This is a genomic window from Luteimonas terrae (genome assembly GCF_004358165.1).
GTDB classification, from domain to species: domain Bacteria; phylum Pseudomonadota; class Gammaproteobacteria; order Xanthomonadales; family Xanthomonadaceae; genus Luteimonas; species Luteimonas terrae.
Window position 1 is genome coordinate 94,440 of record NZ_SMTG01000002.1, and the last position, 25,363, is coordinate 119,802.

General features: G+C 69.2%; 27 protein-coding genes. 14 read left to right on the forward strand and 13 right to left on the reverse strand.

From position 1 onward, the window contains the following. Positions 1–10 precede the first annotated feature (10 nt). From purN to purM, 3 genes are read right to left on the reverse strand one after another with little or no spacing between them, the layout of a single operon-like run. Positions 11–667: a phosphoribosylglycinamide formyltransferase gene (gene purN, locus E2F49_RS00540; protein WP_133392179.1), complete on the reverse strand. Its 657-nt coding sequence runs from the start codon at positions 665–667 to the stop codon at positions 11–13. A gap of 1 nt (position 668) precedes the next feature. Further along, positions 669–1,157, reverse strand: coding sequence for a hypothetical protein (locus tag E2F49_RS00545; RefSeq protein WP_425481322.1), 489 nt, complete (start codon positions 1,155–1,157; stop codon positions 669–671). Continuing rightward, positions 1,072–2,115, reverse strand: a complete 1,044-nt coding sequence (gene purM / locus E2F49_RS00550; protein ID WP_133392180.1) for a phosphoribosylformylglycinamidine cyclo-ligase — start codon at positions 2,113–2,115, stop codon at positions 1,072–1,074. Before purM ends, E2F49_RS00545 begins: the two co-directional genes overlap by 86 nt. 145 nt (positions 2,116–2,260) lie before the next feature. Here purM and E2F49_RS00555 point away from each other — a divergent pair, with 145 nt between their 5' ends. Genes E2F49_RS00555 through hda form a run of 3 tightly spaced genes read left to right on the forward strand, consistent with a single transcriptional unit; the run spans position 2,261 to position 5,262 of the window. After that, positions 2,261–3,358 (forward strand): DUF2066 domain-containing protein, encoded by a 1,098-nt coding sequence (locus tag E2F49_RS00555; RefSeq protein WP_243713338.1) that lies wholly within the window; start codon positions 2,261–2,263, stop codon positions 3,356–3,358. 19 nt (positions 3,359–3,377) lie between these two features. Beyond that, the gene (locus E2F49_RS00560) at positions 3,378–4,553 is read left to right on the forward strand and encodes an AI-2E family transporter (RefSeq protein ID WP_133392181.1); all 1,176 of its coding nucleotides are present in this window, start codon (positions 3,378–3,380) and stop codon (positions 4,551–4,553) included. Between the two features lie 7 nt (positions 4,554–4,560). Then, entirely contained in the window at positions 4,561–5,262 is a 702-nt protein-coding gene (gene hda / locus E2F49_RS00565) for a DnaA regulatory inactivator Hda (protein WP_133392182.1), read from the forward strand. Between the two features lie 9 nt (positions 5,263–5,271). On the opposite strand, the gene E2F49_RS00570 is transcribed toward hda, so the two are convergent. Genes E2F49_RS00570 through murU form a run of 4 tightly spaced genes read right to left on the reverse strand, consistent with a single transcriptional unit; the run spans position 5,272 to position 7,714 of the window. Next, positions 5,272–6,042, reverse strand: coding sequence for a PDZ domain-containing protein (locus E2F49_RS00570; RefSeq protein WP_165971080.1), 771 nt, complete (start codon positions 6,040–6,042; stop codon positions 5,272–5,274). Between the two features lie 10 nt (positions 6,043–6,052). Beyond that, positions 6,053–6,406: a hypothetical protein gene (locus E2F49_RS16265; protein WP_165971081.1), complete on the reverse strand. Its 354-nt coding sequence runs from the start codon at positions 6,404–6,406 to the stop codon at positions 6,053–6,055. Further along, a complete protein-coding gene (locus tag E2F49_RS00575) occupies positions 6,403–6,951 on the reverse strand; it encodes an RNA polymerase sigma factor (RefSeq protein WP_133392184.1) in 549 nt (182 codons plus the stop codon). The genes E2F49_RS16265 and E2F49_RS00575 overlap by 4 nt, the downstream gene beginning before the upstream one ends. A gap of 37 nt (positions 6,952–6,988) precedes the next feature. Then, positions 6,989–7,714: an N-acetylmuramate alpha-1-phosphate uridylyltransferase MurU gene (gene murU, locus E2F49_RS00580; RefSeq protein WP_133392185.1), complete on the reverse strand. Its 726-nt coding sequence runs from the start codon at positions 7,712–7,714 to the stop codon at positions 6,989–6,991. Positions 7,715–7,867: 153 nt separating this feature from the next. Between murU and E2F49_RS00585 the strand changes: the two genes are divergently transcribed. Further along, entirely contained in the window at positions 7,868–8,341 is a 474-nt protein-coding gene (locus E2F49_RS00585) for a DUF6491 family protein (protein WP_133392186.1), read from the forward strand. On the opposite strand, the gene E2F49_RS00590 is transcribed toward E2F49_RS00585, so the two are convergent. Genes E2F49_RS00590 through ftsY form a run of 4 tightly spaced genes read right to left on the reverse strand, consistent with a single transcriptional unit; the run spans position 8,317 to position 12,193 of the window. Continuing rightward, positions 8,317–8,592 carry an oxidative damage protection protein gene (locus E2F49_RS00590; RefSeq protein ID WP_133392187.1) on the reverse strand — a complete coding sequence of 92 codons (276 nt, stop codon included), beginning with the start codon at positions 8,590–8,592 and terminating at the stop codon, positions 8,317–8,319. The genes E2F49_RS00585 and E2F49_RS00590 overlap by 25 nt on opposite strands. Before the next feature lie 3 nt (positions 8,593–8,595). Then, positions 8,596–9,675, reverse strand: a complete 1,080-nt coding sequence (mutY, locus tag E2F49_RS00595) for an A/G-specific adenine glycosylase (RefSeq protein ID WP_133392188.1) — start codon at positions 9,673–9,675, stop codon at positions 8,596–8,598. Next, positions 9,672–10,979 carry an AsmA family protein gene (locus E2F49_RS00600; RefSeq protein WP_133392189.1) on the reverse strand — a complete coding sequence of 436 codons (1,308 nt, stop codon included), beginning with the start codon at positions 10,977–10,979 and terminating at the stop codon, positions 9,672–9,674. Before E2F49_RS00600 ends, mutY begins: the two co-directional genes overlap by 4 nt. Then, positions 10,976–12,193, reverse strand: coding sequence for a signal recognition particle-docking protein FtsY (gene ftsY, locus E2F49_RS00605; RefSeq protein WP_133392190.1), 1,218 nt, complete (start codon positions 12,191–12,193; stop codon positions 10,976–10,978). Before ftsY ends, E2F49_RS00600 begins: the two co-directional genes overlap by 4 nt. An 18-nt stretch (positions 12,194–12,211) precedes the next feature. Here ftsY and rsmD point away from each other — a divergent pair, with 18 nt between their 5' ends. The 6 genes from rsmD (at position 12,212) to E2F49_RS16270 (ending at position 17,224) form a co-directional block, all read left to right on the forward strand. Continuing rightward, the gene (gene rsmD, locus E2F49_RS00610) at positions 12,212–12,847 is read left to right on the forward strand and encodes a 16S rRNA (guanine(966)-N(2))-methyltransferase RsmD (protein ID WP_133392191.1); all 636 of its coding nucleotides are present in this window, start codon (positions 12,212–12,214) and stop codon (positions 12,845–12,847) included. A gap of 109 nt (positions 12,848–12,956) precedes the next feature. Next, positions 12,957–13,451 carry a pantetheine-phosphate adenylyltransferase gene (coaD, locus tag E2F49_RS00615; RefSeq protein WP_055247024.1) on the forward strand — a complete coding sequence of 165 codons (495 nt, stop codon included), beginning with the start codon at positions 12,957–12,959 and terminating at the stop codon, positions 13,449–13,451. 40 nt (positions 13,452–13,491) lie between these two features. Continuing rightward, positions 13,492–14,067: a hypothetical protein gene (locus tag E2F49_RS00620; protein ID WP_133392192.1), complete on the forward strand. Its 576-nt coding sequence runs from the start codon at positions 13,492–13,494 to the stop codon at positions 14,065–14,067. 160 nt (positions 14,068–14,227) lie between these two features. Further along, entirely contained in the window at positions 14,228–14,482 is a 255-nt protein-coding gene (locus E2F49_RS00625; protein ID WP_055247029.1) for a YfhL family 4Fe-4S dicluster ferredoxin, read from the forward strand. Then, positions 14,479–16,254 carry a gamma-glutamyltransferase gene (gene ggt / locus E2F49_RS00630; RefSeq protein WP_133392193.1) on the forward strand — a complete coding sequence of 592 codons (1,776 nt, stop codon included), beginning with the start codon at positions 14,479–14,481 and terminating at the stop codon, positions 16,252–16,254. Before E2F49_RS00625 ends, ggt begins: the two co-directional genes overlap by 4 nt. A 562-nt stretch (positions 16,255–16,816) precedes the next feature. Further along, positions 16,817–17,224 (forward strand): MAPEG family protein, encoded by a 408-nt coding sequence (locus E2F49_RS16270; protein WP_165971082.1) that lies wholly within the window; start codon positions 16,817–16,819, stop codon positions 17,222–17,224. 86 nt (positions 17,225–17,310) lie between these two features. Here the strand turns inward: E2F49_RS16270 and upp are convergent, their stop codons facing one another. Beyond that, entirely contained in the window at positions 17,311–17,943 is a 633-nt protein-coding gene (gene upp / locus E2F49_RS00640) for a uracil phosphoribosyltransferase (RefSeq protein WP_055247036.1), read from the reverse strand. Between the two features lie 156 nt (positions 17,944–18,099). Between upp and E2F49_RS00645 the strand changes: the two genes are divergently transcribed. The 4 genes from E2F49_RS00645 to E2F49_RS00660 are packed head-to-tail and all read left to right on the forward strand — an operon-like array spanning position 18,100 to position 23,882. Next, on the forward strand, positions 18,100–20,640 hold the full coding sequence (locus E2F49_RS00645; protein ID WP_133392195.1) for a TonB-dependent receptor: 2,541 nt from the start codon (positions 18,100–18,102) through the stop codon (positions 20,638–20,640). Positions 20,641–20,692: 52 nt separating this feature from the next. Beyond that, complete coding sequence (locus tag E2F49_RS00650; RefSeq protein ID WP_133392196.1) at positions 20,693–21,847, forward strand: NHL repeat-containing protein; 1,155 nt, start codon at positions 20,693–20,695, stop codon at positions 21,845–21,847. Beyond that, complete coding sequence (locus tag E2F49_RS00655) at positions 21,844–23,247, forward strand: purple acid phosphatase family protein (RefSeq protein WP_133392197.1); 1,404 nt, start codon at positions 21,844–21,846, stop codon at positions 23,245–23,247. Before E2F49_RS00650 ends, E2F49_RS00655 begins: the two co-directional genes overlap by 4 nt. A gap of 5 nt (positions 23,248–23,252) precedes the next feature. Next, positions 23,253–23,882, forward strand: a complete 630-nt coding sequence (locus E2F49_RS00660; RefSeq protein ID WP_133392198.1) for an inorganic diphosphatase — start codon at positions 23,253–23,255, stop codon at positions 23,880–23,882. Between the two features lie 4 nt (positions 23,883–23,886). Here the strand turns inward: E2F49_RS00660 and E2F49_RS00665 are convergent, their stop codons facing one another. Then, positions 23,887–25,314 carry an amidohydrolase family protein gene (locus E2F49_RS00665; RefSeq protein ID WP_165971083.1) on the reverse strand — a complete coding sequence of 476 codons (1,428 nt, stop codon included), beginning with the start codon at positions 25,312–25,314 and terminating at the stop codon, positions 23,887–23,889. Between the last annotated feature and the right edge of the window lie 49 nt (positions 25,315–25,363).

Consider the following 25,363-nt stretch of genomic DNA (forward strand, 5'->3'; position numbering starts at 1 on the left):
ACGGCGGTCATCATGCGAAGCGATCGGTGGCTGTCAGCTGAAGCGGGGCGGCCATCAGACGACCGTCCGCATGAACGCCTTCTTCATGCCAGCACACGCGCCCCGATGCGATCCGGCGCAGGGTTTCGAGCAGCAAGGGATGTTCGCGCGCGAGCACGCGCCCGGCGAGCGTCGATGCATCGTCACCCGCCAGTACCGGCACGCGCGCCTGCGCGATCACCGGGCCGCCGTCGAGCTCGGCGGTGACGAAATGCACGCTGCAGCCGTGCTCGGCGACGCCGGCGTCGAGCACGCGCTGGTGCGTGTGCAGACCCTTGAACGCCGGCAGCAGCGATGGATGGATGTTCACCAGTTGCCCGGCACGCATTTCGAGTACGGCTGCGCCGATGAGGCGCATGTAGCCGGCGCAGACGATCAGGTCGGGCGCGGCCGCGTCGATGGCGTCGAACAGCGCGGCGTCGTGCGCGGCGCGGTCGGCGAAGTCGCGCGGGCGGACCGCACGTGCGGGAATACCGGCATCGCGGGCGCGCACGAGCGCCTGCGCGTCGCTGCGGTCCGACCACACGCCGACCACGTCCGCATCGAGCGTACCTGCGTCGATCGCGTCGAGAATCGCCTGCAGGTTGCTGCCGCGGCCGGAGGCGAGGACCGCAAGACGCAACGTCATGTCAGGCCGTCGCGAAACGGGCCTTCACGGCCGGTCGTAGCAGAACGATCAGCGAGCACACGCCCAGCACCGTGCCGAACGGGGCGATCGCACAGCACAGGCCGGCGACGATCAGGCAGGCCAAGTGATGCCGCCGCTTCGACAAATTGCGCCCCGTCCAGGCGAGCAGCGCCGCCATGCCGAGCCCGCCGAGGATAAAGACCAAGGCGATGCCGACCAGAATCCCGCCAACGAAGCGCGCATCCGAATCGCCGGGCGACAGGTGACCGCTCAGCATGCCAATGCCCATCAGCAGGTGCAGCGTTGGCAGGAGCGCGAACAGCGCCGTGAACGCGGCCAGCACGTAATGGAAGATCGCGAGCAGGCGCAGATGCTCGTCGTCGCGCGCGGCGACGAGCGCGTCCTCAAGCGATGCGGACACGGTCGCCTTCGCCGGCGCCCACGACCTCGCCGATCGTCCAGTGCGCCAGCGCCAGTCCGTCGAGCGCATCGCCGAACGCGGCGACGCTGCCGGCCGGTACCACCAGCACGAAGCCGATGCCGCAGTTGAAGGTGCGCCACATCTCGTGGTCGGCGACCGCGCCTTCGCGCTGCAGCCATTCGAACACCGGCGGCTGCGGCCAGGACTTCGCATCGATGGTCAGGCCGAGGCCTTCGGGGATCACGCGGATGATGTTCTCGGTCAGGCCGCCGCCGGTGACGTGGGCCATCGCGTGCAGCTGCGGGCCGAGTTCGCCGCGCAGCAGCTCCAGCACCGGCTTCACGTAGAGCGTGGTCGGCGCCATCAGCGCATCGACCAGCTTGACGCCACCGACGTCGAGATCTGCCGGGCTGCCGGCCCGTTCGTAGATGCGGCGGACCAGCGAGTAGCCGTTCGAATGCGGGCCACTCGAAGCGATGCCGATGAGCACGTCGCCGGGCTGCACCTTGCTGCCGTCGCGCAGCTCCGACTTCTCGACCGCACCGACGGTGAAGCCGGCCAGGTCGTATTCGCCGATGCCGTACATGTCCGGCATCTCGGCGGTCTCGCCGCCGATCAGCGCGCAGCCCGACAGCTCGCAACCGCGGGCGATGCCGCCGATGACCGCAGCCGTGGTGTCGATGTCGAGCTTGCCGGTGGCGAAGTAGTCGAGAAAGAACAGCGGTTCGGCGCCTTGCACCAGCACGTCGTTGACGCACATCGCGACCAGGTCGATGCCGATCGTGTCGTGGCGACCCAGCTGCTGGGCCAGCTTGAGCTTGGTGCCCACGCCGTCGGTGCCTGACACCAGCACCGGTTCGCGGTACTTGCCCGACAGGTCGAACAATGCGCCGAAGCCGCCCAGGCCGCCCATGACCTCGGGCCGGAAGCTGCGCTTGACCAGCGGCTTGATGCGTTCGACGAGTTCGTTGCCCGCGTCGATGTCGACGCCTGCATCGCGGTAGGTCAGGGGAGTGGGAGCGGTCACGGCGGCCTTCGCACGGCGGTAAGACCGGTGATTTTAGCAGCCGGCTGCGCCGCAGTCGTGCGTCCGGCGCCCGTGTGACGGGGACCGTGAACACGGTTTGTGGCACCATCGCGCCTCGATGCCGCCCCGATCCAGGATCCGCCGGATGCACCGCCCCAAGCGCTCGATTGCAATGATGGTCTGGCTGCTGGCCGCGCTGCTGGGCACGTTCGTCGTGACCGGCACGGCGTCCGCGCAGCGCATGGAGGGCGACCGCGCGGCCGCCATCGGACCGTACGCGGCCGAGATCACCGTCCGCAGCCAGAGCGAGTCCGAGCGCGAGGCCGGTTTCACCCGCGCACTGGCCCAGGTGCTGGGCAAGCTGTCGGGCGACCGCAACGCCGCGCAGCGCCCGGGCGTGGCGCAGGAGCTGCGCCGCGCGTCGCAGTACGTGGAGGGCTACGACTACCGTCAGGACGAGGGCGTGTCCTCGCGCGGATCGCCGACCTTTAGCACCAAGCTGGTCGTGCGCTTCCGCCAGGCCGATGTCGACGCCGTCGCCGGCGCGTTGGGCCTGCCGATCTGGCCCGACCCGCGTCCGCGTCCGGTGATGTGGCTGGCGATCGACGACGGCTCCGGCCCGCGTCTGGTCGGTCTGCAACAGAACAATGTCGCCCGTCCCACGCTGGACCGCGCCGTCGAGCGCGGGTTCCGGCTCGGCCTGCCGAGCGGCAACGCCGCCGAACAGGCGGCGGTCGGTGCGATCTGGCGTGGCGATACCGCCGCCGTCGCACGCATCTCGTCCCGCTACAACCCGCCGATGCAGCTGATCGGCAAGCTCTATCGCGACGGCGCGGGCGGTTGGAAGGCCGACTGGATCTTCGTCGACAGCGGCCGCGTGCTCGCGCGCTGGAGCGAGACCGGCGCCGATGCGCGCCGCACGCTGGCCACCGGTGCCGACGGCGCGGCCGATGCGCTGGTCAAGCGCTACGCGCGCACCAGCCCGGCGGGTGCGCCGTCGACGCAGGCGATCGTGTTCTCGGGCATCAACAGCAGTGCCGACTACATCCGTCTGTCCGCGCAGCTGCAGCGCATGTCCGTCGTCCGCGGCATGCGGCCGGTGCGCGCGACGCCGCTGGGTCTGGAAGTGCAACTGGATCTGCTCACCGGCCTGACCGGCTTCCGGCGCATGGCCGACGAGAACGTATTCGTCGAGGCCGACGGCAACATCGAAGGCGTCACCCCCGTATTCCACCTGCGCTAAGCGCCCGGACGCCAGCACGATGATCCAGACCGATCCCGCGAACGTCGACATCGCGCGTTTTCTCAAGCGCCTGCAATGGGGCCTGGTGTTCTTCGCGGTGGGCTACGTCGTCTGGCTGCTCGGCCCGATCCTCACGCCCTTCGTGCTCGCGCTGCTGCTGGGCTGGCTGGGCGATCCGCTGGTCGACCGTCTGGAGCGTCGCGGCCGCTCGCGCGGCATTGCGGTGACGCTGGTGTTCGCGCTGATGACGCTGCTGCTGGCGCTGGTGCTGATCATCCTGGTGCCGATGATCGAGCGGCAGATCGTCACTCTGATCGACAGCCTGCCGCAGTACCGCGACTGGCTGATGGGCACAGCGCTGCCGTGGATCGAGCAGCGCACCGGCTACGAGGTCATGGCCTGGCTCGACACCGAGCGTCTGATCGAACTGATCCGCGGCCACTGGCAGCAGGCCGGCGGCGTCGCGGCGACGGTGCTGGCGTATGCCTCGCGCTCGGGTTTCGCGATCCTCGCGCTGGTGATCAACCTGGTGCTGGTGCCGATTCTCGCCTTCTATTTCATGCGCGACTGGGACCTGCTGGTCGAGCGCGTGGCCTCGCTGATTCCGCGCGACCACATCGACACCGCGACGCGCCTCGCGCGCGAGACCAGCGAATCGCTCGGCGGCTTCCTGCGCGGCCAGTTCCTGGTGATGCTGGGACAGGGCGCGATCTATGCGGTCGGCATGTCGCTCGTCGGGCTGCGCCTGGGTCTGCTGATCGGCATGGTGGCGGGCCTGATCAGCTTCATTCCGTATCTGGGCGCGACGATCGGCATCCTGCTCGCGCTGATCGCGGCGATCGTGCAGGTGCAGGGCTTCGACTGGACGCTGCTGATCCTGATCGGCGTGGTGTTCACGATCGGCCAGCTGGTCGAGAGCTATGTGCTCACGCCGCGCCTGGTCGGCGACCGCATCGGCCTGCATCCGGTCGCGGTGATCTTCGCCGTGCTCGCCGGCGGGCAGCTGTTCGGCTTCCTCGGCATGCTGCTGGCGCTGCCCGCGGCGGCAGTGATCAACGTGCTGCTGCGCTTCGCGCACGAGCGCTACACGCACAGCCGTCTCTACGCGGGCGAGAAACCCGAGATCGAGATCGCCGGCAAGAATCCGCGCCAGGTCATCATCGTCACCGACGACAAGGGCATCGACGCGCCCTGATGTCCGCATGAGCAGTCCGTCTCCCCAGCTGCCGCTGGCGCTCCGGTATCCGCCGGACCAGCGGCTGGAAACCTTCGTCGCCGACGACACCGCATTGCTGCCGCAGCTGCGCGATTTCGCGCTGGCCGGCGCACGGCGTGGGCTCTACGTCGAAGGCGCGTCCGGAACCGGCAAGACCCATCTGGCGATCGCGCTGTGCGCCGAGGCCGACAAGCTCGGCCGGCGTGCCGTCTACCTCCCGCTGCGCAGCGTGGCGGGCCGTCTGCGCGACGCGACTGCCGGGCTGGACGCACACGATCTGGTCGCGGTCGACGACGTCGACGCGATCGCCGGCGACCGGGACGACGAGATCGCCCTGTTCGATCTGCACAACCGGCTGCACGACGCCGGTCGCAGCGTGTTCTACACCGCGTCGGCGGCGCCGGATTCACTCGACCTCGGCCTGCCGGATCTGCGTTCGCGCCTGGGCCAATGCATCCGCGTACCGCTGCCGGCACTCGACGACGCCGGCCGTCACGACCTGCTGCGCCTGCGCGCCGAACGCCGCGGCCTGCAGGTCGATGCCGCAACCATCGACTGGCTGCTGCGCCGCGTCGATCGCGACCTGCCGGCACTCACCGCACTGCTCGATCGCCTCGACCACGCATCCCTGGCATCGCAACGTCGGCTGACCGTGCCCTTCGTGCGTCAGGTGCTGGCGCTGGATTGAGCGCGCGTGTCAGCGGCAGCGCGACGCGAACGAGCTCCACACCACCGGCTCCCAGAACGTGTTGCCGCGGATGCCGTCGCGATCAAGACGGTCGCGATGCAGGCGCGCGCCGACGCGATAAGTCCGGTCGGGCTCGATGTCCACGACGATCGCCTTGTAGGCCCGCGCACGCAGCTCGCGGCGCATGAGCTGGCGCTGCAGGCGCTGCGCGTTGTTGAAGCGCTGGGGATCGATGCGCTCGTCGACGATGAGCACGTGCCGTCCCGCCGCGAGCTCGTGGCGGTTGACGGGCGTCAGCGGTGTGCTCTCGCCGTCGATCATCGTGATCAGCGCGCTGAAGACCGACTCCTTGCTGCGGGGCGTGGTGCCCAGCGTAGTCACGTAGCCGCAGCCGCGTTTCGCCGGCTCGCGCGTGCCCGCGTCCAGTACGCCCGACACCCGCCGTTCCCGGCCGTCGCGCAGCACCAACAGTTCCACCTGGCCTTTCGCGGACGCGAGCAGGCGTTCGATGTCGCCGTCGCCGAGCGGTCGGCCGTTCACCGATACGATCCGGTCGCCGACGCTCAGGCCCAGGCGCTCGGCCGCGCCGCCGGGCGTCACCGCCCGCACGAGCGCGCCGTCGCCCGCGGTTCGCGTGTCGAGCACGGCGCCGAGCTGCTGCTCGGCCAGGGCGACCACGGCGACCCCGGCATCGGGCGCCGCAGCGGATGCAGCCGTTCCGTGCCCCAGCAACAGGGCGATCAATGCGGCCGCGAGGGCGAGTGGCAAACGGGTCAGCATGGCGGTTCTCCTAGATGGCACCGGGGTCGAGGACACGCAGCAGCCGCGCGCGCTCGTGCCAGAGCGGTGCGACTTCGTCTTCACTGGCACCGCGCGCGTACGCGACCTGCAGGGCGTGATCGACGACTGCGACGTCACGCAGGGGTGCATCGGACACGCCGGTCGCGATCGTGGGTGACGTCGCGCCGTCGTGGGTCGGCTGCAACGGCGGCAGCACCGTCATGCCGGCGACGACGGCCAGACCGGCTGCCAGCGCGCCGGCAGCGCCCAGGCGCGTGCGGCGGCGATAGGCGCGCAGCACGCGGTCACGCAGCGCGGGCGGGGCGCACTCGGGGGCATCGAAAGGCGAGACAGGCAGGCTCATGGCGGCATGTGATCGGAACGGGTGTCGGGATGGGCGCGGAGTTGCTGGAGGGCACGCGAGACGATGGATTTCGACCAGCTTTCGCTGCGGCCGAAGCGCTGCGCGAGCTCGGCATGCGTCCAGCCCTCGACCGTGTGCAACCAGACGAGGGTACGGATGTCGGCCGGCAATCGTCGCAGCAGTGTCGAGGCGTCCAGTCCGGTGTCCATGGCCGGCGCGCCGTCGACGAGCGCATCGGCCTCGATCGATCCGGACACCAGGCGCTCGCGGCGCAGCCGGTCGATCGCGGCATTGGCCGCGACGCGCTTGAGCCAAGGCCTGAGTGGTCGGTCGCCGCGGAGGCCGCCGATGAACTGCACCATCCTCAGGAAGGTGTCCTGCGTGATGTCCTCCGCCGCGCCGCGATCGCCGGTCAGGCGATAGGCCAGCGCGTGGATCGCGCCGGCGTGCCGGTCGTAGAGCGTCTCGAAAGCCCGCTGGTCGCCCCAGCGTGCACGCCGTACGAGCGCGGCCTCTTCCCTGATATCCGTCGGCATCGTTTCCATTGCAGGCAGTTACGCACGGACGGGCGATTGCGTCGCATCAGCCGTCAGGCAGCGCCGCATCCAATTCCGCCAGCCGCTCCGGCGTGCCGACATCGGTCCAGCGGCCAACGTAGTGTTCGCCGGTCACTCTTTCCCGGGTCATCGCTGCGCGCAGCAGGGGCGCGAGTTTGAAACGCGGCGGGTCGGCGTCGACGCCGGGCGCATCGCCGACGATCGAGCGCCAGTCGTGCAGCAGTGCCGGGCGATAGACGCCGATGCCGGAGAAGGTCAGCTTGCGCGCGCCGTCGCTGCGCACGCGGTCTCCATCGAGTGCGAAATCGCCCGAGGGGTTGTGGGCGGGATTGTCGACCAGTACCAGATGCGCATCGCCGTCCGGATCGGCCGGCAATCGCGCGAAATCGAAGTCGCTCCAGATGTCGCCGTTGACCGCGATGAAGGGCGCATCGTCGAGCAGGCGCAGCGCATGCAGCATGCCGCCGCCGGTCTCCAGCGGTGGTGCGCCCTCGTGCGACCAGTGCAGGCGCAGGCCCCAACGGCTGCCGTCGCCGAGGGCCGGCGCGAACCGGTCGGCGAGCCACGACACGTTGACCACGACGTCGCGTACACCGATCGCGGCGAGCTTTTCCAGATGCCAGACGATCAGCGGTTTGCCGCCGACCTGCAGCAACGGCTTGGGCGTTGTATCGGTCAGCGGCCGCATGCGTTCGCCCAGGCCCGCGGCGAAGATCAGGGCCTGCCGGTGACCGGTGGGCGATGACGACATGGCGGTCGGTCCTGCGCGATGTGGGCGCGACAGCGTAACCGCAGCACGGACCGGCCGGCGACTGAACACCGGAACGCTTACGACGGCGCCGCGAGCGCGCTGCGCGCATCATCGGGACATCTTCAGTCCGTCGCGATCGCGCAGGAGACCGTCATGGCAGCATCCACCTTCCGACGCACAGGGCTGGCCGCCGTGCTGGCCGCGACGACCGCGCTCGCCGCATGCGCATCGATGTCGGGCATGACCGACGCCGAAAAGTACGCGCTCAACGACGCGCACGCCGGCGCGCCGGTCGACCATTTCCGCTATCTGGGCTCGATCAACGGCTGGACGCCGCTCGGCGATGCGGCCCTGGTGGTCTGGACGCGGCCCAGCGAAGCTTGGCTGCTGGATCTGTCGGGCACCTGCCAGGATCTGCGTTCGACACCGGCGATCGGGCTGACCAGCAGCATGGGCCGGGTCAACGCGCGCTTCGACAAGGTGCTGGTGCGCAGCACCGGTTCGATCAACATGCCCTGCCACATCCGGCAGATCCGGCCGCTGGACGTCAAGGCGGTCCGCGCGGCCGAGAAACAGAACGCCGCCGGCGCGCCGTCGATGGATCAGCCGTCCGATTCGGGCACGTAACCGGCGACGCGGTCGGTCTGCCGGTCGAACAGATAGGCACGCATCTGGCCTTCGAGGAAGGCGCGATGCTTGGGGTCCAGCGGCGACAGACGGTTCTCGTTGATCAGCATGGTCTGGTGCGCCAGCCAGCGCGCCCAGGCCGGCTTGCCGATCTGCGCGAACACCTGCTTGCCGAGTTCGCCCGGCCAGGGAATGAAATCCAGACCCTCGGTTTCGGTCTGGTCGTGGACGCAGAAGACGCGTCGGCTCATGGGTCAGTCCTCGGATGCGATGCGCGGCGCGAGCAGCAGCGTGCGGATCGGGGCGGGAATGCCGAGCGTCGCGAGTTCGTCGCGGGCCACCCAGCGCAGGGCGTCATTGTCGCGCACGTGGTGGCGCGCAGCGAGGCCGTGCCAGTGCAGGGGCTGCAGACGCAGCCTGAAATGGGTGAAACCGTGCTGCACCGGCAGCAGCCGACGTGACGCGTCGATATCGGCGGCGTCGACGAGGCCGGGCGCATGCGCGTGCAGCCAGTCGATCGCGCGCGCTTCATCGTCCGCCTGCGGCAACGACCACAGCGAGGCCCAGATGCCGGTCGGCGGGCGTTTCTCGAGCAGCACGCGGCCCTTGGTGTCTTCCAGCAGCAGCACGCTGGCTTCGCGCTCGGGCAGGGCCTTGGTGGGGCGAGGCGTGGGCAGTTCGTCGACGCGGCCCTGCGCGAACGCGGCGCAGTCGACGTTGACCGGGCACAGCAGACAGGCCGGGTTGTGGCGTGTGCACAGCGTCGCACCGAAATCCATCTGCGCCTGCGTGTAGTCGGCGAGGCGCGTCGTCGGCAGCAGCGTTTCCGCGATCGCCCACAACTGCTTCTCGACCTTCGGCTGCGCCGGCCAGCCTTCGACCGCATGGCGACGCGCGAGCACGCGTTTGACGTTGCCGTCGAGAATCGGGAACGGGTCGCCCCAGGCCTGCGACAGGATCGCGCCGGCGGTGCTGCGGCCGATGCCGGGCAGGGCGCGCAGGGCATCGGGGTCGCGCGGCAGATCACCGTCGTGCAGTTCGGCGCAGACCTTGGCCGCGGCGTGCAGATTGCGGGCGCGGGCGTAATAGCCGAGCCCCGACCACAGCGCGAGCACGGTGTCCTGGGGTGCCGCGGCGAGCGCACGTACGTCGGGCAGCGCGGCGACGAAACGTTCGAAATAGGGAATCACGACCCGCACCTGGGTCTGCTGCAGCATGATTTCCGACAGCCACACGCGATACGGCGTGCGCGGGTGCTGCCACGGCAGGTCGTGGCGGCCATGCACGTCGAACCAGGCCAACAGGCGTGTCGCGTAGTCGCGATCGGCATTCATGGCGCGGTGTCTCCGCTGCCGTCGTCGAAATCGATCTCGACGCCTTCGAGCACAGCGCCGGCGACGTCGATGCGATCGGCCGACAGCGTGCCGCGCAGCGGCGGCAATGGTGAGCCGGTCGCGAGCGCATCGAGCCAGGTCAGCATCGCCGGAATCCGCGTCGCGCCATCGAAGCGGGCGTGCTCGTGTTCGAGTCGTAGCGCGACGGGTGCGGACGCGTCGAGCGGGCCGGCGTAGCGCAGCGCGAACGGCAGTGGCTGCGTCGATTCCGACAACGGCGGCGGCAAGGCCGGCCACATCTCCGGCCAGCGTGCGAGGCGACCGTCGAGCATGATGTCCAGGCCATCGCCAACCGCAACGCGGCCCGCCGCGGTCACGTCCGGCACGGCGCCTTCGCCGCGAACCACGAGACCCAGCGGCGCGAGCCGCAGGGACTCCGCGCCATCGCCGACGTGCAGCGCGCCGTGCAGTCCGAGCACGAACGGCAGCGGCGATGCGGTTCCCGCGCCGGTCCAGCGCGCATCCATTGCCAGGCGCAGCGGCGCCAGCGCGAAACCGGGCAGATCGGCGTCGATACGCGAAGCATCGAGTTGCAGCGCGGAATTCAGACGCCCCGACGCATGTTCGACTGCGAGCGTGCCGCGCGCCTGCAGGTCACGTGCGCCGACTGCGCGATCGGCGTGCACGCGCAAACGGAACGGCGCCTGCAACGCCTCGAGCGTCAGCGTGCCTGCGATCTGCGCGTCGACGGGGCGCTCGGCCCGCAGCGAAGGCAGGTCCAGTGACAGTTCGGCGACGTGCCAGTCTTCGCCATCGAGGCGACCGCGCACGATGCGGATGCCATCGGTGATCGTCGGCACCTTGCCGTCGCCGGGCGGTCGTGTGTCCAGCCAGCGCAGCAGCGTGGGCAGATCGACCTGCGGTGCGTCGAGTTCGATCCGGGCGATCTCGAGATCGGCGCCGCGGCTGCGGATCGTCTTCCACGGCAGCGACAGCAGCACGCGTTCGGCCTCAAGCAGCGCCGGCGCATCGGCGGCTGCACCGGGCAGGGTAACGTGCACATCGCGCACGACGAGTTGCGGCGTGCCGCGCAGGCGATACTCCACGTCGCCATCGAATTCGATGTGCAGGCCGAGCGTGGGTTGCAGCCGCGCGAGCACCAGGCGCAACGCACGTTCGGGCGGCAGCAGGATCTGCACCAGCAGCGCCACGGCGATCAGCGCGATCAATGCGCCCAGCAGCAGGCGCAACCAGCGCTGGCGCTTCGGCGCCGCTCCGGCGGGTGCCGGATCGGAGGCGGTCACGCCCCCAGCGTCTCCGGCAACATCGCGTCGACGAAGGCTTCGGCGTCGAACACGCGCAGGTCTTCGGGGCGTTCGCCGATGCCGGCGAAGCGGATCGGAATGCCGAACTCGCGCGCGAGCGCGAACACTACGCCGCCCTTGGCGGTGCCGTCGAGTTTGGTCACGACCAGGCCGGTCACCTGCACCGCGGCGTTGAACTGTCGCAGCTGCGACAGCGCGTTCTGGCCGGTGGTGCCGTCGATGACCATCAGCACTTCGTGCGGTGCGGTCGTGTCGATCTTGCCCATCACCCGGCGGATCTTGCCGAGCTCGGCCATCAGTCCCTGCTGGGTGTGCAGACGCCCGGCGGTATCGGCGATGAGGATGTCGGTGCCGCGCGACTTCGCCGCCTGCAGCGCGTCGAACGCGACTGCTGCGGGGTCTGCGTCCTGGCCCTGGGCGACGACGGCGACGCCGTTGCGCTCGCCCCAGGCCTTGAGCTGGGCGACCGCGGCGGCGCGGAAGGTGTCGCCGGCGGCCAGCATCAGGCCGTGGCCTTCGTCCTTGAAGCGCTTGGCGAGCTTGCCGATGGTGGTGGTCTTGCCGACCCCGTTGACGCCGACGGTCAGGATCACGAAGGGCCTGGCGGCGGTGTCGACGACCAGCGGCTTGGCCACGGGTTGCAGCATCGCGATCAGATCACCGCGCAGCGCCTGCAGCAGTGCATTCGCATCGACGAACTCGCGCGCTTTCATGCGCTTGCGCAGCGATTCCACCAGCTGCGTGCTCGCGGCAACGCCGACGTCGGCGGTCAGCAGCGCCGTCTCGATCTCGTCGAGCAGATCGTCGTCGAGCTTGGGATTGCGCGAGAACAGGCCGCCGAAACTCCTGGCGAACGTGCTGCCGCCCAGGCGCTCGCGCCAGCCGGACTTGCCCGGCGCCGCGGCGGGCATGGTGCTGGCGAAGACATAGTCGGCCAGTGCCGCTGCCGGATCGACGAAAGCCGGCGGTGGCGGGGTGGGCGCTGCCGGTGCGGCGGCCGCTTCCGGCGTGTCCGGCAGGCTGCCCGCATCGACGGGCGCATCCGCCAAAGGAGCGGGAGCCGGCGGCGGCACGGGCGCAGGCGCGACCGGCGGCGCGAACGCGGCCGCGATCTCGTCGGCGCTGAGGCGTCGGCGGCCGCTGTCGGCTTCGGGCTTGTCGGGGGTTTTGTCGCGCTTGAACCAGCTGACCATGCGGCGGTCGGGACGGGGATGGGGGAGAATGGCGCGCATGGTACCACCCGCCTTTCCGGCGCCCCGTGCAGTGGCGCGCCCTTGAACAACGCGAAGAACACCGGCCCCGGACGCGTGCGCATCGTCGGTGGACGTTGGCGCGGCACGCGTCTGGACGTGCCCGTCGTCGACGGTCTGCGGCCGACATCGGACCGCGTCCGCGAGACGCTGTTCAACTGGCTGCAGCCGGCGCTGCCCGGTGCGCGCGTGCTCGACCTGTTCGCCGGCACCGGTGCGCTGGGACTCGAAGCGGTGTCGCGTGGCGCCGCTTCTGCGGTGCTGGTCGAGCGCGACCGGCATCTGGCGGCCGCGCTGTCCGCAACCGCGGCGCGTCTGCAGGGTGGCGACGTGATCGACGTGCGCAACGGCGACGCGTTGCGGATCGTCGCCGCGCTGCCGAGGTCCGCCGCCGACATCGCCTTCGTCGATCCGCCGTTCGCCGCGAATCTGTGGGACGCGGCGCTGGCGGCCGTGGCGCCCGCGCTCGCCGACGACGCCTGGCTGTATGTCGAATCCGCCGCCGACCGGCCTGCCGCGCCGGCCGGCGACTGGCGCCTGCACCGCGAACTGCGTACCCGCGAGGCGCATTGCGCCCTGTACCGGCGCGGCGCCTGAGACCCTGTCCACAGGCCGGCTTCGCTTGCGACGGCCTTTGAACAGGTTCCAATCGCCGCTGATACACTTGCCGCCCGCGCCGAACCTTCCCCGACAGCGAACGCAAGCCATGAGTGCGAGCCGCAACCGCATCGCGGTCTATCCCGGGACCTTCGATCCGATCACCAACGGCCACGTCGACCTCGTCGACCGCGCAGCGCCGCTGTTCGAGAAGCTGATCGTCGGAATTGCCGAAAGTCCGGCCAAGCGTCCGGCGATGACACTCGACGAGCGCGTCGAGCTCGCCCGCCAGGCCGTCGCGCACCACGCCAATGTCGAGGTCATCGGTTTCGATTCGCTGCTCGCGCACTTCGTGCACGAGGTCGGCGCCGGCGTGCTGCTGCGCGGCCTGCGCGCGGTGTCGGATTTCGAATACGAGTTCCAGCTCGCCAGCATGAACCGGCATCTGATTCCGGATGTCGAAACGCTGTTCCTCACGCCGGCCGAGCAGTACGGCTTCATCTCCTCCACGCTGGTGCGCGAGATCTCGCGCCTCGGCGGCGACGTGTCGGGTTTCGTGCCCGCCGCGGTCGATCGCGCACTGCGCAAACACTCGCAACGCTGACGTTGCCCATCCAAACGCTAGAGAAAGAAGAGGGAATCCCATGAAGTCCATCACCCGCGCACTGCTGGTCGCCTGCCTGGTCCTGCCGGCCATCGCCTGTAGCAAGAAGGAAGAGGCGCCGCAGGTCGAAGCCGCGCCGGTCGCCGTGCCGACCACCGAGGACAAGACGGCGTGGAACGCCTACCTCAACGACGTGGCCGGTCGCCACATGGAAGGCGTGAACAATTCGCCGTACGTGTATCTGGTGCCGCCGGCTTCGGCCGACCAGGCGCCGGCTGCCGATGCCGCCGCAGCGCAGGAAGGGGCGGACGCACCGGCCGCCGCCACCGGCGACACCGGCCCGACGATGACGATGGACGGCAACTACGAGCGCCTGCTCGACAAGGCCAAGACCGACGTCTCGCGCGGCATCACCCGCGGCAACCTGCTGATCTTCGCCGGTCTGGATTCGGCCCGTACCGCCAACCTGACCATCGCGTCGTTCTCCACGGTGCCGGCCGGCAGCATGAAGGGCGTGCGCGTGCTGTTCATCGGCGCGGCTGCCGACAACGAGCGCGTCAAGGCGGCGGTCGAGCCGGCCGGCGTCGAGTACGTGTTCGTCGACAACGCGGCCTGATCCAGCGCCGCATGCCGACCGGTCCGTCCGGTCGGTGGTGAGTCCCGACGCCACCGCGGCTCCGGCCCGGTGGCGTCGTCGTATCCGGAACCGGCCGCGTGACCGACGCAGTTCCAGCCATGGAACGCCGACGTCGCAGGCCACGCCTTACAATGCGCACATGTCCCTGAAGATCAACGAGCTCTGCGTCAACTGCGACGTCTGCGAGCCGGCCTGCCCGAACCAGGCGATCGCCCAGGGCGAAACCATCTACGTCATCGACCCGGCCCGCTGCACCGAATGCGTCGGCCATTTCGACGAGCCGCAGTGCGTGGTCGTCTGCCCGGTCGAATGCATCGATCCCGATCCCGAGATCCAGGAAACGCAGGCGCAGCTGCTGGCCAAGCTGGCGCGCCTGCAACAGGAGTCGTCATGACGCGCGCCCGATTCTCCGCCGGCCTGCCCGCCCTGCTGCTGTCGGTGCTGCTGCTCGCGGTCGCGCCCTCGTGCGCGCGCGACGTCCGCCAGCCTGCCGCGCTCGTCGCGGCTCAGACGCAGGCCACGCCGCCCGGCAATGCGGTCGCGTCGGCGCATACGCTGGCGACCGAGGCCGGCCTGCAGGTGATGCGAGAAGGCGGCAACGCCTTCGACGCGGCGATCGCGACCTCGGCCGTGCTGTCGGTCGTCGAGCCGATTTCCTCGGGCCTCGGCGGCGGCGGCTTCTTGCTGCTGCACGATGCGAAGAGCGGCCGCGACATCTTCGTCGACGCCCGCGAGACCGCCGCGGCCAGCGCGCATCCGGATCGCTATCGCAAGGAAGGCGGTGGCCTCGACAGCGACCGCGCACAGAACGGCCCGTGGTCGGCCGGCATTCCGGGCCTGCCCGCGGCGTTCGTGCACATCGCCCAGACCTACGGCGCGCTGCCGCTGTCGCAGTCGCTGGCGCCGGCGATCCGCATCGCCGAAGAAGGCTTCCCGGTCTACGCGCGTTTCGCGCGCGGCTACCAGTCGCGCCGCGATGTCATGGAGCGCTACCCCGGCACGCGCGCCGTGTTCCTCGCCAACGGCCGCGCCCCGGAAGAGGGCGATGTGTTCCGCCAGCCGGAACTCGCCCACACGCTGCGTCTGCTGGCCGAGCGCGGTTTCGACGGGTTCTATGGCGGCGAGACCGGCGCGAAGCTGGTCGCCGGGGTCAATGCCGAAGGCGGTGAATGGACCGCGGCCGATCTCGCCGGCTACAAGGTGGTCGAGCGCGAACCGATCCGCTTCCGCTATCACGACTGGGACGTCGTCACCGCGCCGCCGCCGTCGTCGGGCGGTATCGCGATGGCGCAGATGCTGCAGATTCTCGAGCCCTACGATCTGAGCAAGCTCGACGATGCGGCGCGCACGCATCTGGTCGTCGAATCGATGCGCCGCGCCTTCCGCGACCGCACCTTCTATCTGGGCGATCCGGACTTCGTGAAGATTCCCCAGCGCACGCTGCTGAGCCGCGACTATGCCGCCGGCCTGCGCGCGACGATCAACCCGTCCAAGGCGACGCCGAGCGATCTGCTCTCGGGTGATCCGACGCCGCTCGAGGACGAAGAGACCACGCACTTCTCGATCGTCGACGCCGCCGGCAACCGCGCCGCGGTCACGCAGACGGTCAACCTGTTGTTCGGCAGCGGTCTGGTCGCCCCCGGCACCGGCGTGCTGCTCAACAACGAGATGGACGATTTCGCGCTGCAGCCCGGCGTGCCGAACGCGTTCGGCGTGATGGGGTTCGACGCGAACGCACCGAAGCCCGGCAAGCGTCCGTTGAGCTCGATGACGCCAACCTTCCTCGTCTCCGATGACCGCGTCGCGGTGCTCGGCACGCCCGGCGGCAGCCGCATCATCACGATGGTGCTGCTGGGCATCCTCGGTTACGACGCGGGCCTCGATGCGCAGAGCGTCTCGGCACTGCCGCGTTATCACCACCAGTGGATGCCGGACACGATCTCGGCCGAGTCGAATGCGTTTTCCCCGGAAACGGCGGAACAGCTGCGCGCGATGGGGCATACCGTGGATCTGCCGGGCGACCGCGCTGCAGGTGGCCGTGGTTCCAGCCACGTCTGGGGCAATCTGCAGACCATCGAATGGAACCGCGCGGCGGGTACGCTGACCGGCGGCAGTGATCCACGTAACTCGGTGGGTGCGGCGAAGGTGGAGGCTGTGACGCGCTGAAACTTGCGTCTGCGCGAGCAGGGGACTCGGTGGAACAGGTGATCTGATTCTGTTGTTGCCGTGCACTTGCTGGTGGGAGCGGAGGCCAAGGCAAGTGCAAGGCTTTCGCCCGCTGCGCGTGCGAGTTTCTTTTGGCGGGACCCAGAAGAAACCAAAAGGTCCCTTCGCCGGACGCGATCCGCCGCGATAAAGCCGCGGCGGTGCCCTGCGCGCTTCGCCTGACGCGGCACGCAGCCCAAACTCGCTGCGCTCGGACATGGGCTGCTCTACGGCCGCGCCAGGCTCCAGTGCTCGGCTCGCTTTACGGCTCGCAGGTCAAAGTCAAAGGCTGAAAGCCGAAGCCGAAGCCGAAGCCGAAGCCAGATCCGAAGCGGCGGCCGAAGCTGGAGCAACAGCCGGCAGTCGGGGACTCGTTGTTGAAGCGTGTCGGCCACCTGCCCAGACAAGTAATGGCCCGACAATCGATTCTGGGAGATCGGCCAACCACCTGACCCGCGCAGGCACCCCGCAAGGTCCCGGATTGCTGCACACTCCGCGGCAGTCCCGCCATCGAAGCCCCGCCATGACGCCTCGCATTTCGCTTCTCATCGCCTCGCTGCACGTGCTGCTCTACCTGGTGCTGACGATCCGCGTGGTCCTGCACCGCAACGTCAAGAAGATCGGCATCGGCAGCGGCGGGGACGAGACGCTGTCGCGCAAGATCCGGGTGCATGCGAACTTCGTGGAGTACGTGCCGCTCGGTCTGCTGCTGCTCGCATTGCTCGAACTGTCGGCCGTCAACGCGACGCTGCTGTGGACGTTCGGCATCGCGTTCCTGGTCGCGCGCGTGCTCCACGCGATCGGTCTGGGCGGCTCGGCGGGGTATTCGTTCGGCCGCGGCACCGGCGCGCTGCTGACCTTCGCCACGCTGTTCGCGATGGCCGCCTTCGGCATCTGGCGCTTCGTGATCGGGGCGATGCTTGTCCCGTGACCGTTCGGGTGGGAGCGCGCTTGCGCGCGGGAGCGTTCGCGAGCAACGCCATCGCGCGCGAGCGCGCTCCCGCAGCCCACGTGTTTTCAGTCGACGCGTGTGCCGAAGATCTTGTCGCCGGCGTCGCCGAGACCCGGCAGGATGTAGCCCTTCTCGTTGAGGCGCTCGTCGATCGAGGCGGTGTAGACCTCGACATCCGGATGCACCGCTTCCAGCGCCTGCAGGCCTTCCGGCGCCGCGACCAGAAACAGGCCCTTGATGCGGCTCGCGCCGGCGGCCTTGAGCATCGACACCGTGGCGATCAGCGTGCCGCCCGTGGCCAGCATCGGGTCGAGGATGAGCGCGGTGCGGTCGGCCATGTCGCCGACGAGATTCTCGTAATAGGGCACCGCTTCGAGTGAGGCCTCGTCGCGCTTGATGCCGACCACGCTGACCTTCGCGGCGGGAATCATTTCCAGCACGCCCGGCAGCATGCCGATGCCGGCACGCAGGATCGGCACCAGCGTGATCTTGCGACCCTTGATGCGGCGCACGCGCACCGTGCCGGCCCAGCCCTCGACGTCGGCGTCTTCGGTTTCCAGATCCGCCGTGGCCTCGTAGGTCAGCAGCGTCGCGACTTCGGCCGAGAGCTCGCGGAAGGTCTTGGTGCTGTTGTCGGCGCGGCGCATCAGGCCGAGCTTGTGCTGCACCAGCGGATGGCGGACTTCGATGGTCTTCATGTCGGGGCCTTGCGGGGAACAGGTGCAGTTTGACGGAAACGACCGGCGCCCAGAAGCGCACGAAGGATGACATTGCACGTTCATCTGTAATCGCAATGACACGCGGTGGACATAGCGTACGCACCCGACGTTCACCTCAACAACGCCGGAACTCTCATGTCGAACCCCCATCCGCTGCACGCGGCGATCGCGCTCGTGCTGGCTGCAGGCGCCGTTTCGCTTCCGCTCCATGCCCAGACCCTCCCGCAGACGCCCGACGGCAGCACACTCGCCGATCCGGTGGATCTGGATACGCTGGAGGTGCGTGCACAGCTCGAATCGCAGATGCGGGCGATCGATTTCAAGCGTGCGTCGGATGCGATCCAGGACACCGTGTCGTCCGACTCGATGGGCCAGTACCCGGACAAGAACGTCGGCGAGTCGCTGTCGCGTCTGCCGGGCATCAGCGTCACCCGCGACCAGGGCGAGGGCCGCTTCGTCGTCGTCCGCGGTCTGGATGCGGCCTTCAATAGCGTCAGCGTCGACGGCGTCGCCATCGGCACGCCCGAAGACGCCAGCCGTGCGGCGCCGCTGGACGTGATTCCGTCCGAATCCACCGAGCGGCTCACCGTGGTCAAGGCGCCGACGCCGGACATGCCAGGCGATGCCATCGGTGGCGCGATTCTGGTCGAGTCCGCGTCCGCATTCGATCGCGCGGGCCGCGACATCCGTGCCAAGGCCGAGATGAGCCACCAGAACCTCAGTGGCAAGACCAGCCCCAAGGCCGCGTTCAACTACAGCGACATCTTCGTTGACGGCACGTTCGGCGTGGCGCTGGGCCTCAGCCATCAGGATCGCGACTACGAGTCCGACAACATCGAAGTCGAGTACGACAAGGTGGACGAACGCGACGGCCTGACCCCGATCGAGATCCAGCAGCGCAAATACAGCATCAACCGCGAACGCACGGGCCTGAACCTCAATCTGGACTGGCGCCCGGGTGACGGCAACAGCTACTACCTGCGTACGCTGTACACCGATTTCACCGATGCCGAGACCCGCCAGAACAGCATCATCCCGGTCGGCGAGGGTGACATCACGACGCATGCGGACGGCACCTACACCGTCGACGGCATCGATCCGAACGACTTCAGCCGTCGGGTCCGCTTCCGGACCAAGCAGGAAGACACGTTCACCGTGAGCGCGGGCGGCGAGAACCGTTTCGGCGCCGGCTCGGCCGTCGACTACAAGCTGGGCTTCACCAAGACCCGCGAGCGCGTGCTCGATGAAGTCGAAGCGCGCTTCGAGTACGACGGCGCCGACGACGTGTCCATCGAGATGGATACGTCGCGCCCGATTCCGCGCTACACGATCAGTGACAGCCCCGCAGGCGGCTGGCTGGACAACGACAACTACGAGTTCAACCGCTTCGTGGTGGCGCCGATCTGGGTCGACGACAAGGAGAACAGCGCGCAGGTGAACTTCACCTTCGCCGGTGACCTGATCACCTGGAAGACCGGTCTGCTGGGCCGTTGGCGCGACCGCGTCGTCGACATCGACGAGACCGAACTGCGGCGTGGCCCGGACATCAACCTGGGCAGCTGGACCACCAAAGCACCGGGCTACACGCACGGCAACATGGGCGACGGCATCAGCTCGGCGGCGATGAACGCCTATCTGCGCGATCGCCTCGGCGACTACAGCGCGCGCCCGCAGGACGTGGCGGCCAACACCGAGGTCTCGCTGATCGAGGATTACACGGCCAGCGAAGACATTCTGGCGGGCTACCTGATGGCCACGATGGATTTCGACAGGCTGCGCGTCATCACCGGTGCCCGTGTCGAACGGACCGAATTCGAGGCGACGGGCAACGTGGTGGACCTCGAAGACGAGGAGACGATCGGCTCGATCTCTACCCGCAACGTCTCCAGCAGTTACACCAGCGTCTTGCCGGGTCTGCACCTGCGCTACGACATGGACGACTGGGTGCTGCGTGGCGCCTACACGACCACCATTGCCCGTCCGTCGTTCGGCAGCATCTCGCCGCGCACGCGGATCAACCGCGACGAGGAGGAGGTGCAGCTGGGCAACCCGGACCTCGATCCGTACACGTCGCGCAATTTCGACATTTCGATCGAGCGCTATCTGGGCGACACCGGCCTGGTGTCGGCCGGGCTGTTCTACAAGAACATCGACGATTACGTCGTCGACGTGACCACCCGCGACAACCCCGCCTATCAGGGCTTCGACGTGACCATGCCCGTCAACGGCGACAAGGCCACCGTCTACGGCGCGGAACTGAACTGGCAGCAGCATTTCGACAACGGCCTGCTGCTGGGCCTCAGCGGCACGTGGCTCGACACCGAGTACGAGATCAACGGCCGCAGTTTCACGCTGCCCAATGCATCGGAGCGTCTTTACAGCGCGCACATCGGCTACGAGAAAGGGGGGCTGAGCACGCGTATCGCCGCCGTCCGTCGCAGCGAATACATCGACGAGGTGGACGCGAGCGACAGCGATTTCGACATCTGGGTCGCTGCCAACACTCAGCTCGACTTCAGCCTGGACTACAGGGTCAGCGACCAGTGGGGCCTCTACTTCGAGGCCTCCAACCTGCTCGACGAGCCACTGGAGCTGTACCAGGGGTCGCCGGCCAACACGCTGCAGAACGAGCTCTACGGCCGTACTTACGTTGCAGGCGTGAAGCTGCGCTTCTGATTGTCGCCGGCGGCACGCGACGCGTCCCGCCGGCATTCCACCGAGGGTCCCCATGCACACACATCGCTTTTTTCCCGTCGCCCTGCGCACATGCGCGCTGACGATCGCCATCACGCTCCCCGCCTGTGCCCGCACGCCCGACGCGCCAGCGACGCCCGCCGCGGACGCGTCGGCCGAGGCGCCCGCCGCCGGCACCGGGACGGCCCGTGCGCTGCCGGTCGTCGAAGAAGCCTTCGTCACCGCACTGACGCCCGACGACAACATCGATTCCCCAGCCGCATGGACCGCGCCCGATGGCGCGACCTGGGTCATCGCGACCGCAAAGGCCACCGATCGTCTGGTGATCTACGACGGCGCTACCGGTGAGACCCTGCGGACCTTCGGCACGCTCGGTACCGGCGAGGGCCAGTTCGACCGTCCCAACGGCGTGGCCGTGGTCGACGACCTGCTGTTCGTGGTCGAGCGCGACAACCACCGCGTGCAGGTGCTGCGCCTGCCGGACTTCACCCACGTCGCGACCTTCGCCGCCGACGCGCTGGTCAAGCCCTACGGCCTGTGGGTGCGCAAGGTCGACGACGGCTACACCGTCTACGTCACCGATTCCTACGACGACGGCGAAGACGCGCAGGGCAACGACATCCTGCCCGCGCTGGACACGCTCGACCGTCGCGTGCACCGCTATGCGATGCGCACCGACGGCGCGGACTTCAGGATCGAAGCGCTGGGCACGTTCGGCGATGCGACCCCGGAAGGCGCACTGCGCGTGGTCGAGTCCATCTGGGGCGATGCCGACAACGATCGCCTGCTGATCGCCGAAGAGGACGAGACCTACGCCAACGAACTGAAGGTCTACGACCTCGAAGGCCGCTTCACCGGCAAGACCATCGGCCGCGACGTGTTCGGCGCGCAGGCCGAGGGCATCATGCTCAAGACCTGTAGTGGCGGCGCCGGCTGGTGGATCACCACCGAGCAGGGCAAGGGACAGACGGTGTTCCATCTGTTCGATCGCCAGTCGCTGGCGCATGCCGCTGCGGTGACCGGTCGCAAGGTCGCCAACACCGACGGCATCTGGCTGCACGACGTGCCGAGCACACGTTTCCCCGATGGGGTGCTCTACGCCGTACATGACGATCAGGGCGTGGTCGCGTTCGACTGGGCGCAGATCGCCAGGGCCGCGAATCTCCCCGCGTGCGAGCGTGGCGCATGAGGGCGCGTCCTACCCGCACGCGTGTGCGATCGCTGGTGCTGGGCCTGGGTGTCGCACTGCTCGCAGTGACAGGCGCCGCCAGTGCCGCCGGCGAGACGCGACCCGAGCCCAACACGCTCGTGCCCGCCGGCGTGATGCGTTACGCCCCCAGCGTGTTCCCCGATCGCATCGTCGCCTCGCCTGCGCAGGACGCCGCCACCGGCTTCGGCGTGTCCTGGCGCACGGCAGCTTCGGTCGAGTCGCCGGTGCTGGAACTCGTCGTCGCCGGCGATTCGCCGGACATGGGCCCGCGTCGGCGTATCGCCGCGCGCAGCACATCTTTCGAAGGCGAGAACGGCGCGGCGCAGTTCCATCGCGCCGATGTGGACGGCCTGCAGCCCGACACGCTGTATGCCTGGCGCGTGCAGGGCGGTGGCACCTGGAGCCCGTGGATGCAGACGCGCACCGCGGCGGCGGCCGATGCACCGCTGACACTGCTGTACTTCGGCGACACCCAGAACAAGAACGCCAGCCTGAGCACCCGCGTGTTGCGCGAAGCGCACCGGCATGCGCCCGACGCGAAGCTCGCGCTGTTCGCCGGCGATCTGGTCAGCGGCGGCGACGGCGAGGACGACAACGAGTGGGGCGAGTGGTTCGACGCGGTTGGACCGCTGGCGACGATGGTCGTCAACGCGCCCGCGCCGGGCAACCACGAGTACTGGGAGGAGTTTGAGGACACGCCGCAGGAGCGTCGTGTGCTCGGCGGTCACTGGCCGCGCACGTTCGCGCTGCCGGCCAATGGCGCGCCGGGCGCGGAGCAGACCAGCTACTGGTTCGACTACCAGGGCGTGCGCGTGGTCGTGCTCGACGGCACCTCGGCGCTCGATCTGGGCACGGCGCAGGCGCAGGCCGCGTGGCTCGACCGCACGCTGGCCGCCAATCCGCATGCCTGGTCGATCGCGCTGATCCACCAGCCCATGTACTCGCCGCGCCAGGACCGCGAGAACGTCGCCCTGCGCGAACACGTGCTGCCGGTGCTCGAACGGCGCCGCGTCGATCTGGTGCTGCAGGGACACGACCACGTCTACGGCCGTCGTGCCGGCGAGGACGCGACGCGAGCGACGCCGCTGTATCTGGTGTCGGTGGTCGGCGCCAAGCAGTACCGCCTGTCGGACGAGGCCCGCCGCGACATGGCGCCGACCGCCGAAGACACGCAGCTGTTCCAGGTCATTCGCCTCGACGGCGACACGCTGCGCTACGAATCGCGTACCGCGACCGGACGTCTCTACGATGCGTTCGAGATCCGCGGTGCAACGCCCGCGACGCGCACGCTGCACGAGATCACCGAAGGTCGCATCGCCCCGCGCGACTGCACCCGCGCGCAGACCCTGAAAGGCCGCGCCGACCGGTGCTGGGAGTGACGGCGATGCGGAGTTCCAGGCGCCATACGCTGCACGCGATCGTGCTCGGCTGTCTGCTGCCGCTCGCGGCGCAGGCCGGGTCGCCGCCCGCGCACGACCGCCAGCCGGAGATCGAGCCGGCCGAGGCGACGCTGCTGGTCGAGATTCCGGCCGGCAGCTTCACCAAGTACGAGAGCGACGCCGATGGCCGCATCTTCGTCGACCGCTTCCTGTCGATGCCGATGGCCTATCCGGCGAACTACGGCTCGATGCCGGGCACGCACGCCGGCGACGGCGATCCGCTCGACGCCCTGGTGCTGACGCGCGCGCCGCTGCATCCCGGCGTGCGCATCCGCTTCCGCCCGCTGGGCGTGCTGCGCATGGTCGATGGCGGCGAACAGGACGAGAAGATCATCGGCGTGCCGGCCGACGCTGTGGATCCCACCTACGCCGGCATCCGCTCGATCGACGACCTGCCCGCGATGGAACGCGACCGGATCGAAGCTTTCTTCCGCGTCTACAAGGACCTGCCCGCCGGCGGCAAGCAGGTCCAACTGCGCGGGTGGGGTGGGGCGGACGAGGCGCAGGCCGTCATCCGGGCAGCGGTCGCTGCGTTCGACGCGCGGGCGTCAGTCGCAGCCGACGCCACGCGCTGACCGGTCAGCCGCCTGCCGCCTCGGCCTCGACGCGTGCTGCTTCGAGCGCTGCTTCGACCACCGGCCATGCAGCGGCCAGGTCGACCGCGGCACCGTCCTTCCACACTGCGACGACGTTGCGCGTCGCGCGGATGTCGGCCAGCGGATCGCCATCGACCACGAGCACGTCGGCGAGCGCGCCGGCATCGAGTCGGCCGAGCTGCGACTGGCCCAGGATGCTGGCGGCGACCACGGTCGCGGACTGGAGCGCCTGCACGGGGCTCAGTCCGGCACGCACCAGGGCTTCGAGTTCCTGGTGCAGGGCCGGGCCCGGCACGATGTAGGGCGCGGCAGGCACATCGGAGCCGGCGCCGATCGGCACACCCGCCGCATGCAGGCGCGGCAGCAGCGCGTCGAGCAGGCGCTGGTCGGCGCGCGCGCGGGCATGCGCGGCCGGGGACGCGAGCACGCCGGCCAGATGCGACCAGTACCCTTCGAAGTGCGGCGCGATGCGCCCGGCGCCGGGCAGACCATCACGTTCGAGGCTGTCGGGCGAGAAGAACTGGGCCGTGTTGCCGGCCGTCGGCACGACCGCGACTCCGCTGGCGGCGAGATCGGCGACGATCCGATCGAGGTGTGCGTCGTCCAGCGTGTCGGCCATCGGATCGCCGCCGAGCCTCGCATAGGAGAGCGCCGCGCCGCCGATGTGCTCGAGCGTGGTCACGCCGGCCGCTGCCGCCTGCCGTGCATCGACATCCGCGCCGGAAAGTCCGCGCGTGACCACCAGCCCCAGGTCGCTCATCACCGGCAGGCCATGACGCGCGGCCGCCGCCACCGCGGCATCGAACACCACTGGCGGCAGTTGCTCGTAGAGCTTGATCCAGTCCACGCCGTGCTCGGCGAGGGCTGCAATTGCGGCGTCGGCCTCGGCGGCGCTGGCCACCGTCAGCGATGGCTGCGCGCCGAGTGTTTCGACATCCAGCGGTCGCGGACCGTCGGGTGTCATCACGCTGTCGGGTCCGTCGATCAACGGCCCGGCGGCGAAGATGCGCGGCGCGCCGGGCATTGCGCGCATCTGCGCGATGTTGTCGAGTGTGTTGCCTGCATCGCGGACAGTGGTGACACCGGCGGGTACGAATGCGCCGATGTAATGCGGGCGCGCATGGACGTGCAGATCGATCAAGCCCGGCAGCAGCAGCGCGTCGCCATAGTCGTGGCGCGCGTCCGCGTCCCGCCAGCTGCAGGCATCACGTTCGCCGGCGCAACGTACGCGCTCGCCTGCGATCACCACCACGCCGCGTTCGATGACGGTGCCGGCGCCCGCGTCGAACAGTCGACCGAACAGGACAGCGTCGGCGGATGGGCCGGTCGGCGGCGAGGCGGTCTCACTGCCACAGGCGGACACCAGAAGCGCTGCGCACGACAGCGCGAAAACACCGGAACGTCGAAGCATCGGCAACACATCCTCCATGGAATGCGCGGAGGGCCGACTGTGATCAGGT

Excerpts from the sequence above, each read along its gene's own strand:
- E2F49_RS00545 (WP_425481322.1), bottom strand. The coding sequence starts at position 1,157 with ATGCGCTCGACGGACTGGCGCTGGCGCACTGGACGATCGGCGAGGTCG.
- E2F49_RS00590 (WP_133392187.1), bottom strand. The coding sequence starts at position 8,592 with ATGAGCCGACGCGTCTTCTGCGTCCACGACCAGACCGAAACCGAGGGT.
- E2F49_RS00660 (WP_133392198.1), top strand. The coding sequence starts at position 23,253 with ATGCGGAGTTCCAGGCGCCATACGCTGCACGCGATCGTGCTCGGCTGT.
- upp (WP_055247036.1), bottom strand. The coding sequence starts at position 17,943 with ATGAAGACCATCGAAGTCCGCCATCCGCTGGTGCAGCACAAGCTCGGC.
- rsmD (WP_133392191.1), top strand. The coding sequence starts at position 12,212 with ATGGGGGAGAATGGCGCGCATGGTACCACCCGCCTTTCCGGCGCCCCG.
- E2F49_RS00570 (WP_165971080.1), bottom strand. The coding sequence starts at position 6,042 with ATGCTGACCCGTTTGCCACTCGCCCTCGCGGCCGCATTGATCGCCCTG.
- purN (WP_133392179.1), bottom strand. The coding sequence starts at position 667 with ATGACGTTGCGTCTTGCGGTCCTCGCCTCCGGCCGCGGCAGCAACCTG.
- E2F49_RS16265 (WP_165971081.1), bottom strand. The coding sequence starts at position 6,406 with ATGAGCCTGCCTGTCTCGCCTTTCGATGCCCCCGAGTGCGCCCCGCCC.
- ggt (WP_133392193.1), top strand. The coding sequence starts at position 14,479 with ATGACGCGCGCCCGATTCTCCGCCGGCCTGCCCGCCCTGCTGCTGTCG.
- E2F49_RS00585 (WP_133392186.1), top strand. The coding sequence starts at position 7,868 with ATGGCAGCATCCACCTTCCGACGCACAGGGCTGGCCGCCGTGCTGGCC.
- E2F49_RS00625 (WP_055247029.1), top strand. The coding sequence starts at position 14,228 with ATGTCCCTGAAGATCAACGAGCTCTGCGTCAACTGCGACGTCTGCGAG.
- E2F49_RS00560 (WP_133392181.1), top strand. The coding sequence starts at position 3,378 with ATGATCCAGACCGATCCCGCGAACGTCGACATCGCGCGTTTTCTCAAG.
- E2F49_RS00645 (WP_133392195.1), top strand. The coding sequence starts at position 18,100 with ATGTCGAACCCCCATCCGCTGCACGCGGCGATCGCGCTCGTGCTGGCT.
- E2F49_RS16270 (WP_165971082.1), top strand. The coding sequence starts at position 16,817 with ATGACGCCTCGCATTTCGCTTCTCATCGCCTCGCTGCACGTGCTGCTC.
- E2F49_RS00555 (WP_243713338.1), top strand. The coding sequence starts at position 2,261 with ATGCACCGCCCCAAGCGCTCGATTGCAATGATGGTCTGGCTGCTGGCC.
- E2F49_RS00665 (WP_165971083.1), bottom strand. The coding sequence starts at position 25,314 with ATGCTTCGACGTTCCGGTGTTTTCGCGCTGTCGTGCGCAGCGCTTCTG.
- E2F49_RS00575 (WP_133392184.1), bottom strand. The coding sequence starts at position 6,951 with ATGGAAACGATGCCGACGGATATCAGGGAAGAGGCCGCGCTCGTACGG.
- murU (WP_133392185.1), bottom strand. The coding sequence starts at position 7,714 with ATGTCGTCATCGCCCACCGGTCACCGGCAGGCCCTGATCTTCGCCGCG.
- hda (WP_133392182.1), top strand. The coding sequence starts at position 4,561 with ATGAGCAGTCCGTCTCCCCAGCTGCCGCTGGCGCTCCGGTATCCGCCG.
- E2F49_RS00620 (WP_133392192.1), top strand. The coding sequence starts at position 13,492 with ATGAAGTCCATCACCCGCGCACTGCTGGTCGCCTGCCTGGTCCTGCCG.
- ftsY (WP_133392190.1), bottom strand. The coding sequence starts at position 12,193 with ATGGTCAGCTGGTTCAAGCGCGACAAAACCCCCGACAAGCCCGAAGCC.
- coaD (WP_055247024.1), top strand. The coding sequence starts at position 12,957 with ATGAGTGCGAGCCGCAACCGCATCGCGGTCTATCCCGGGACCTTCGAT.
- E2F49_RS00650 (WP_133392196.1), top strand. The coding sequence starts at position 20,693 with ATGCACACACATCGCTTTTTTCCCGTCGCCCTGCGCACATGCGCGCTG.
- E2F49_RS00655 (WP_133392197.1), top strand. The coding sequence starts at position 21,844 with ATGAGGGCGCGTCCTACCCGCACGCGTGTGCGATCGCTGGTGCTGGGC.
- mutY (WP_133392188.1), bottom strand. The coding sequence starts at position 9,675 with ATGAATGCCGATCGCGACTACGCGACACGCCTGTTGGCCTGGTTCGAC.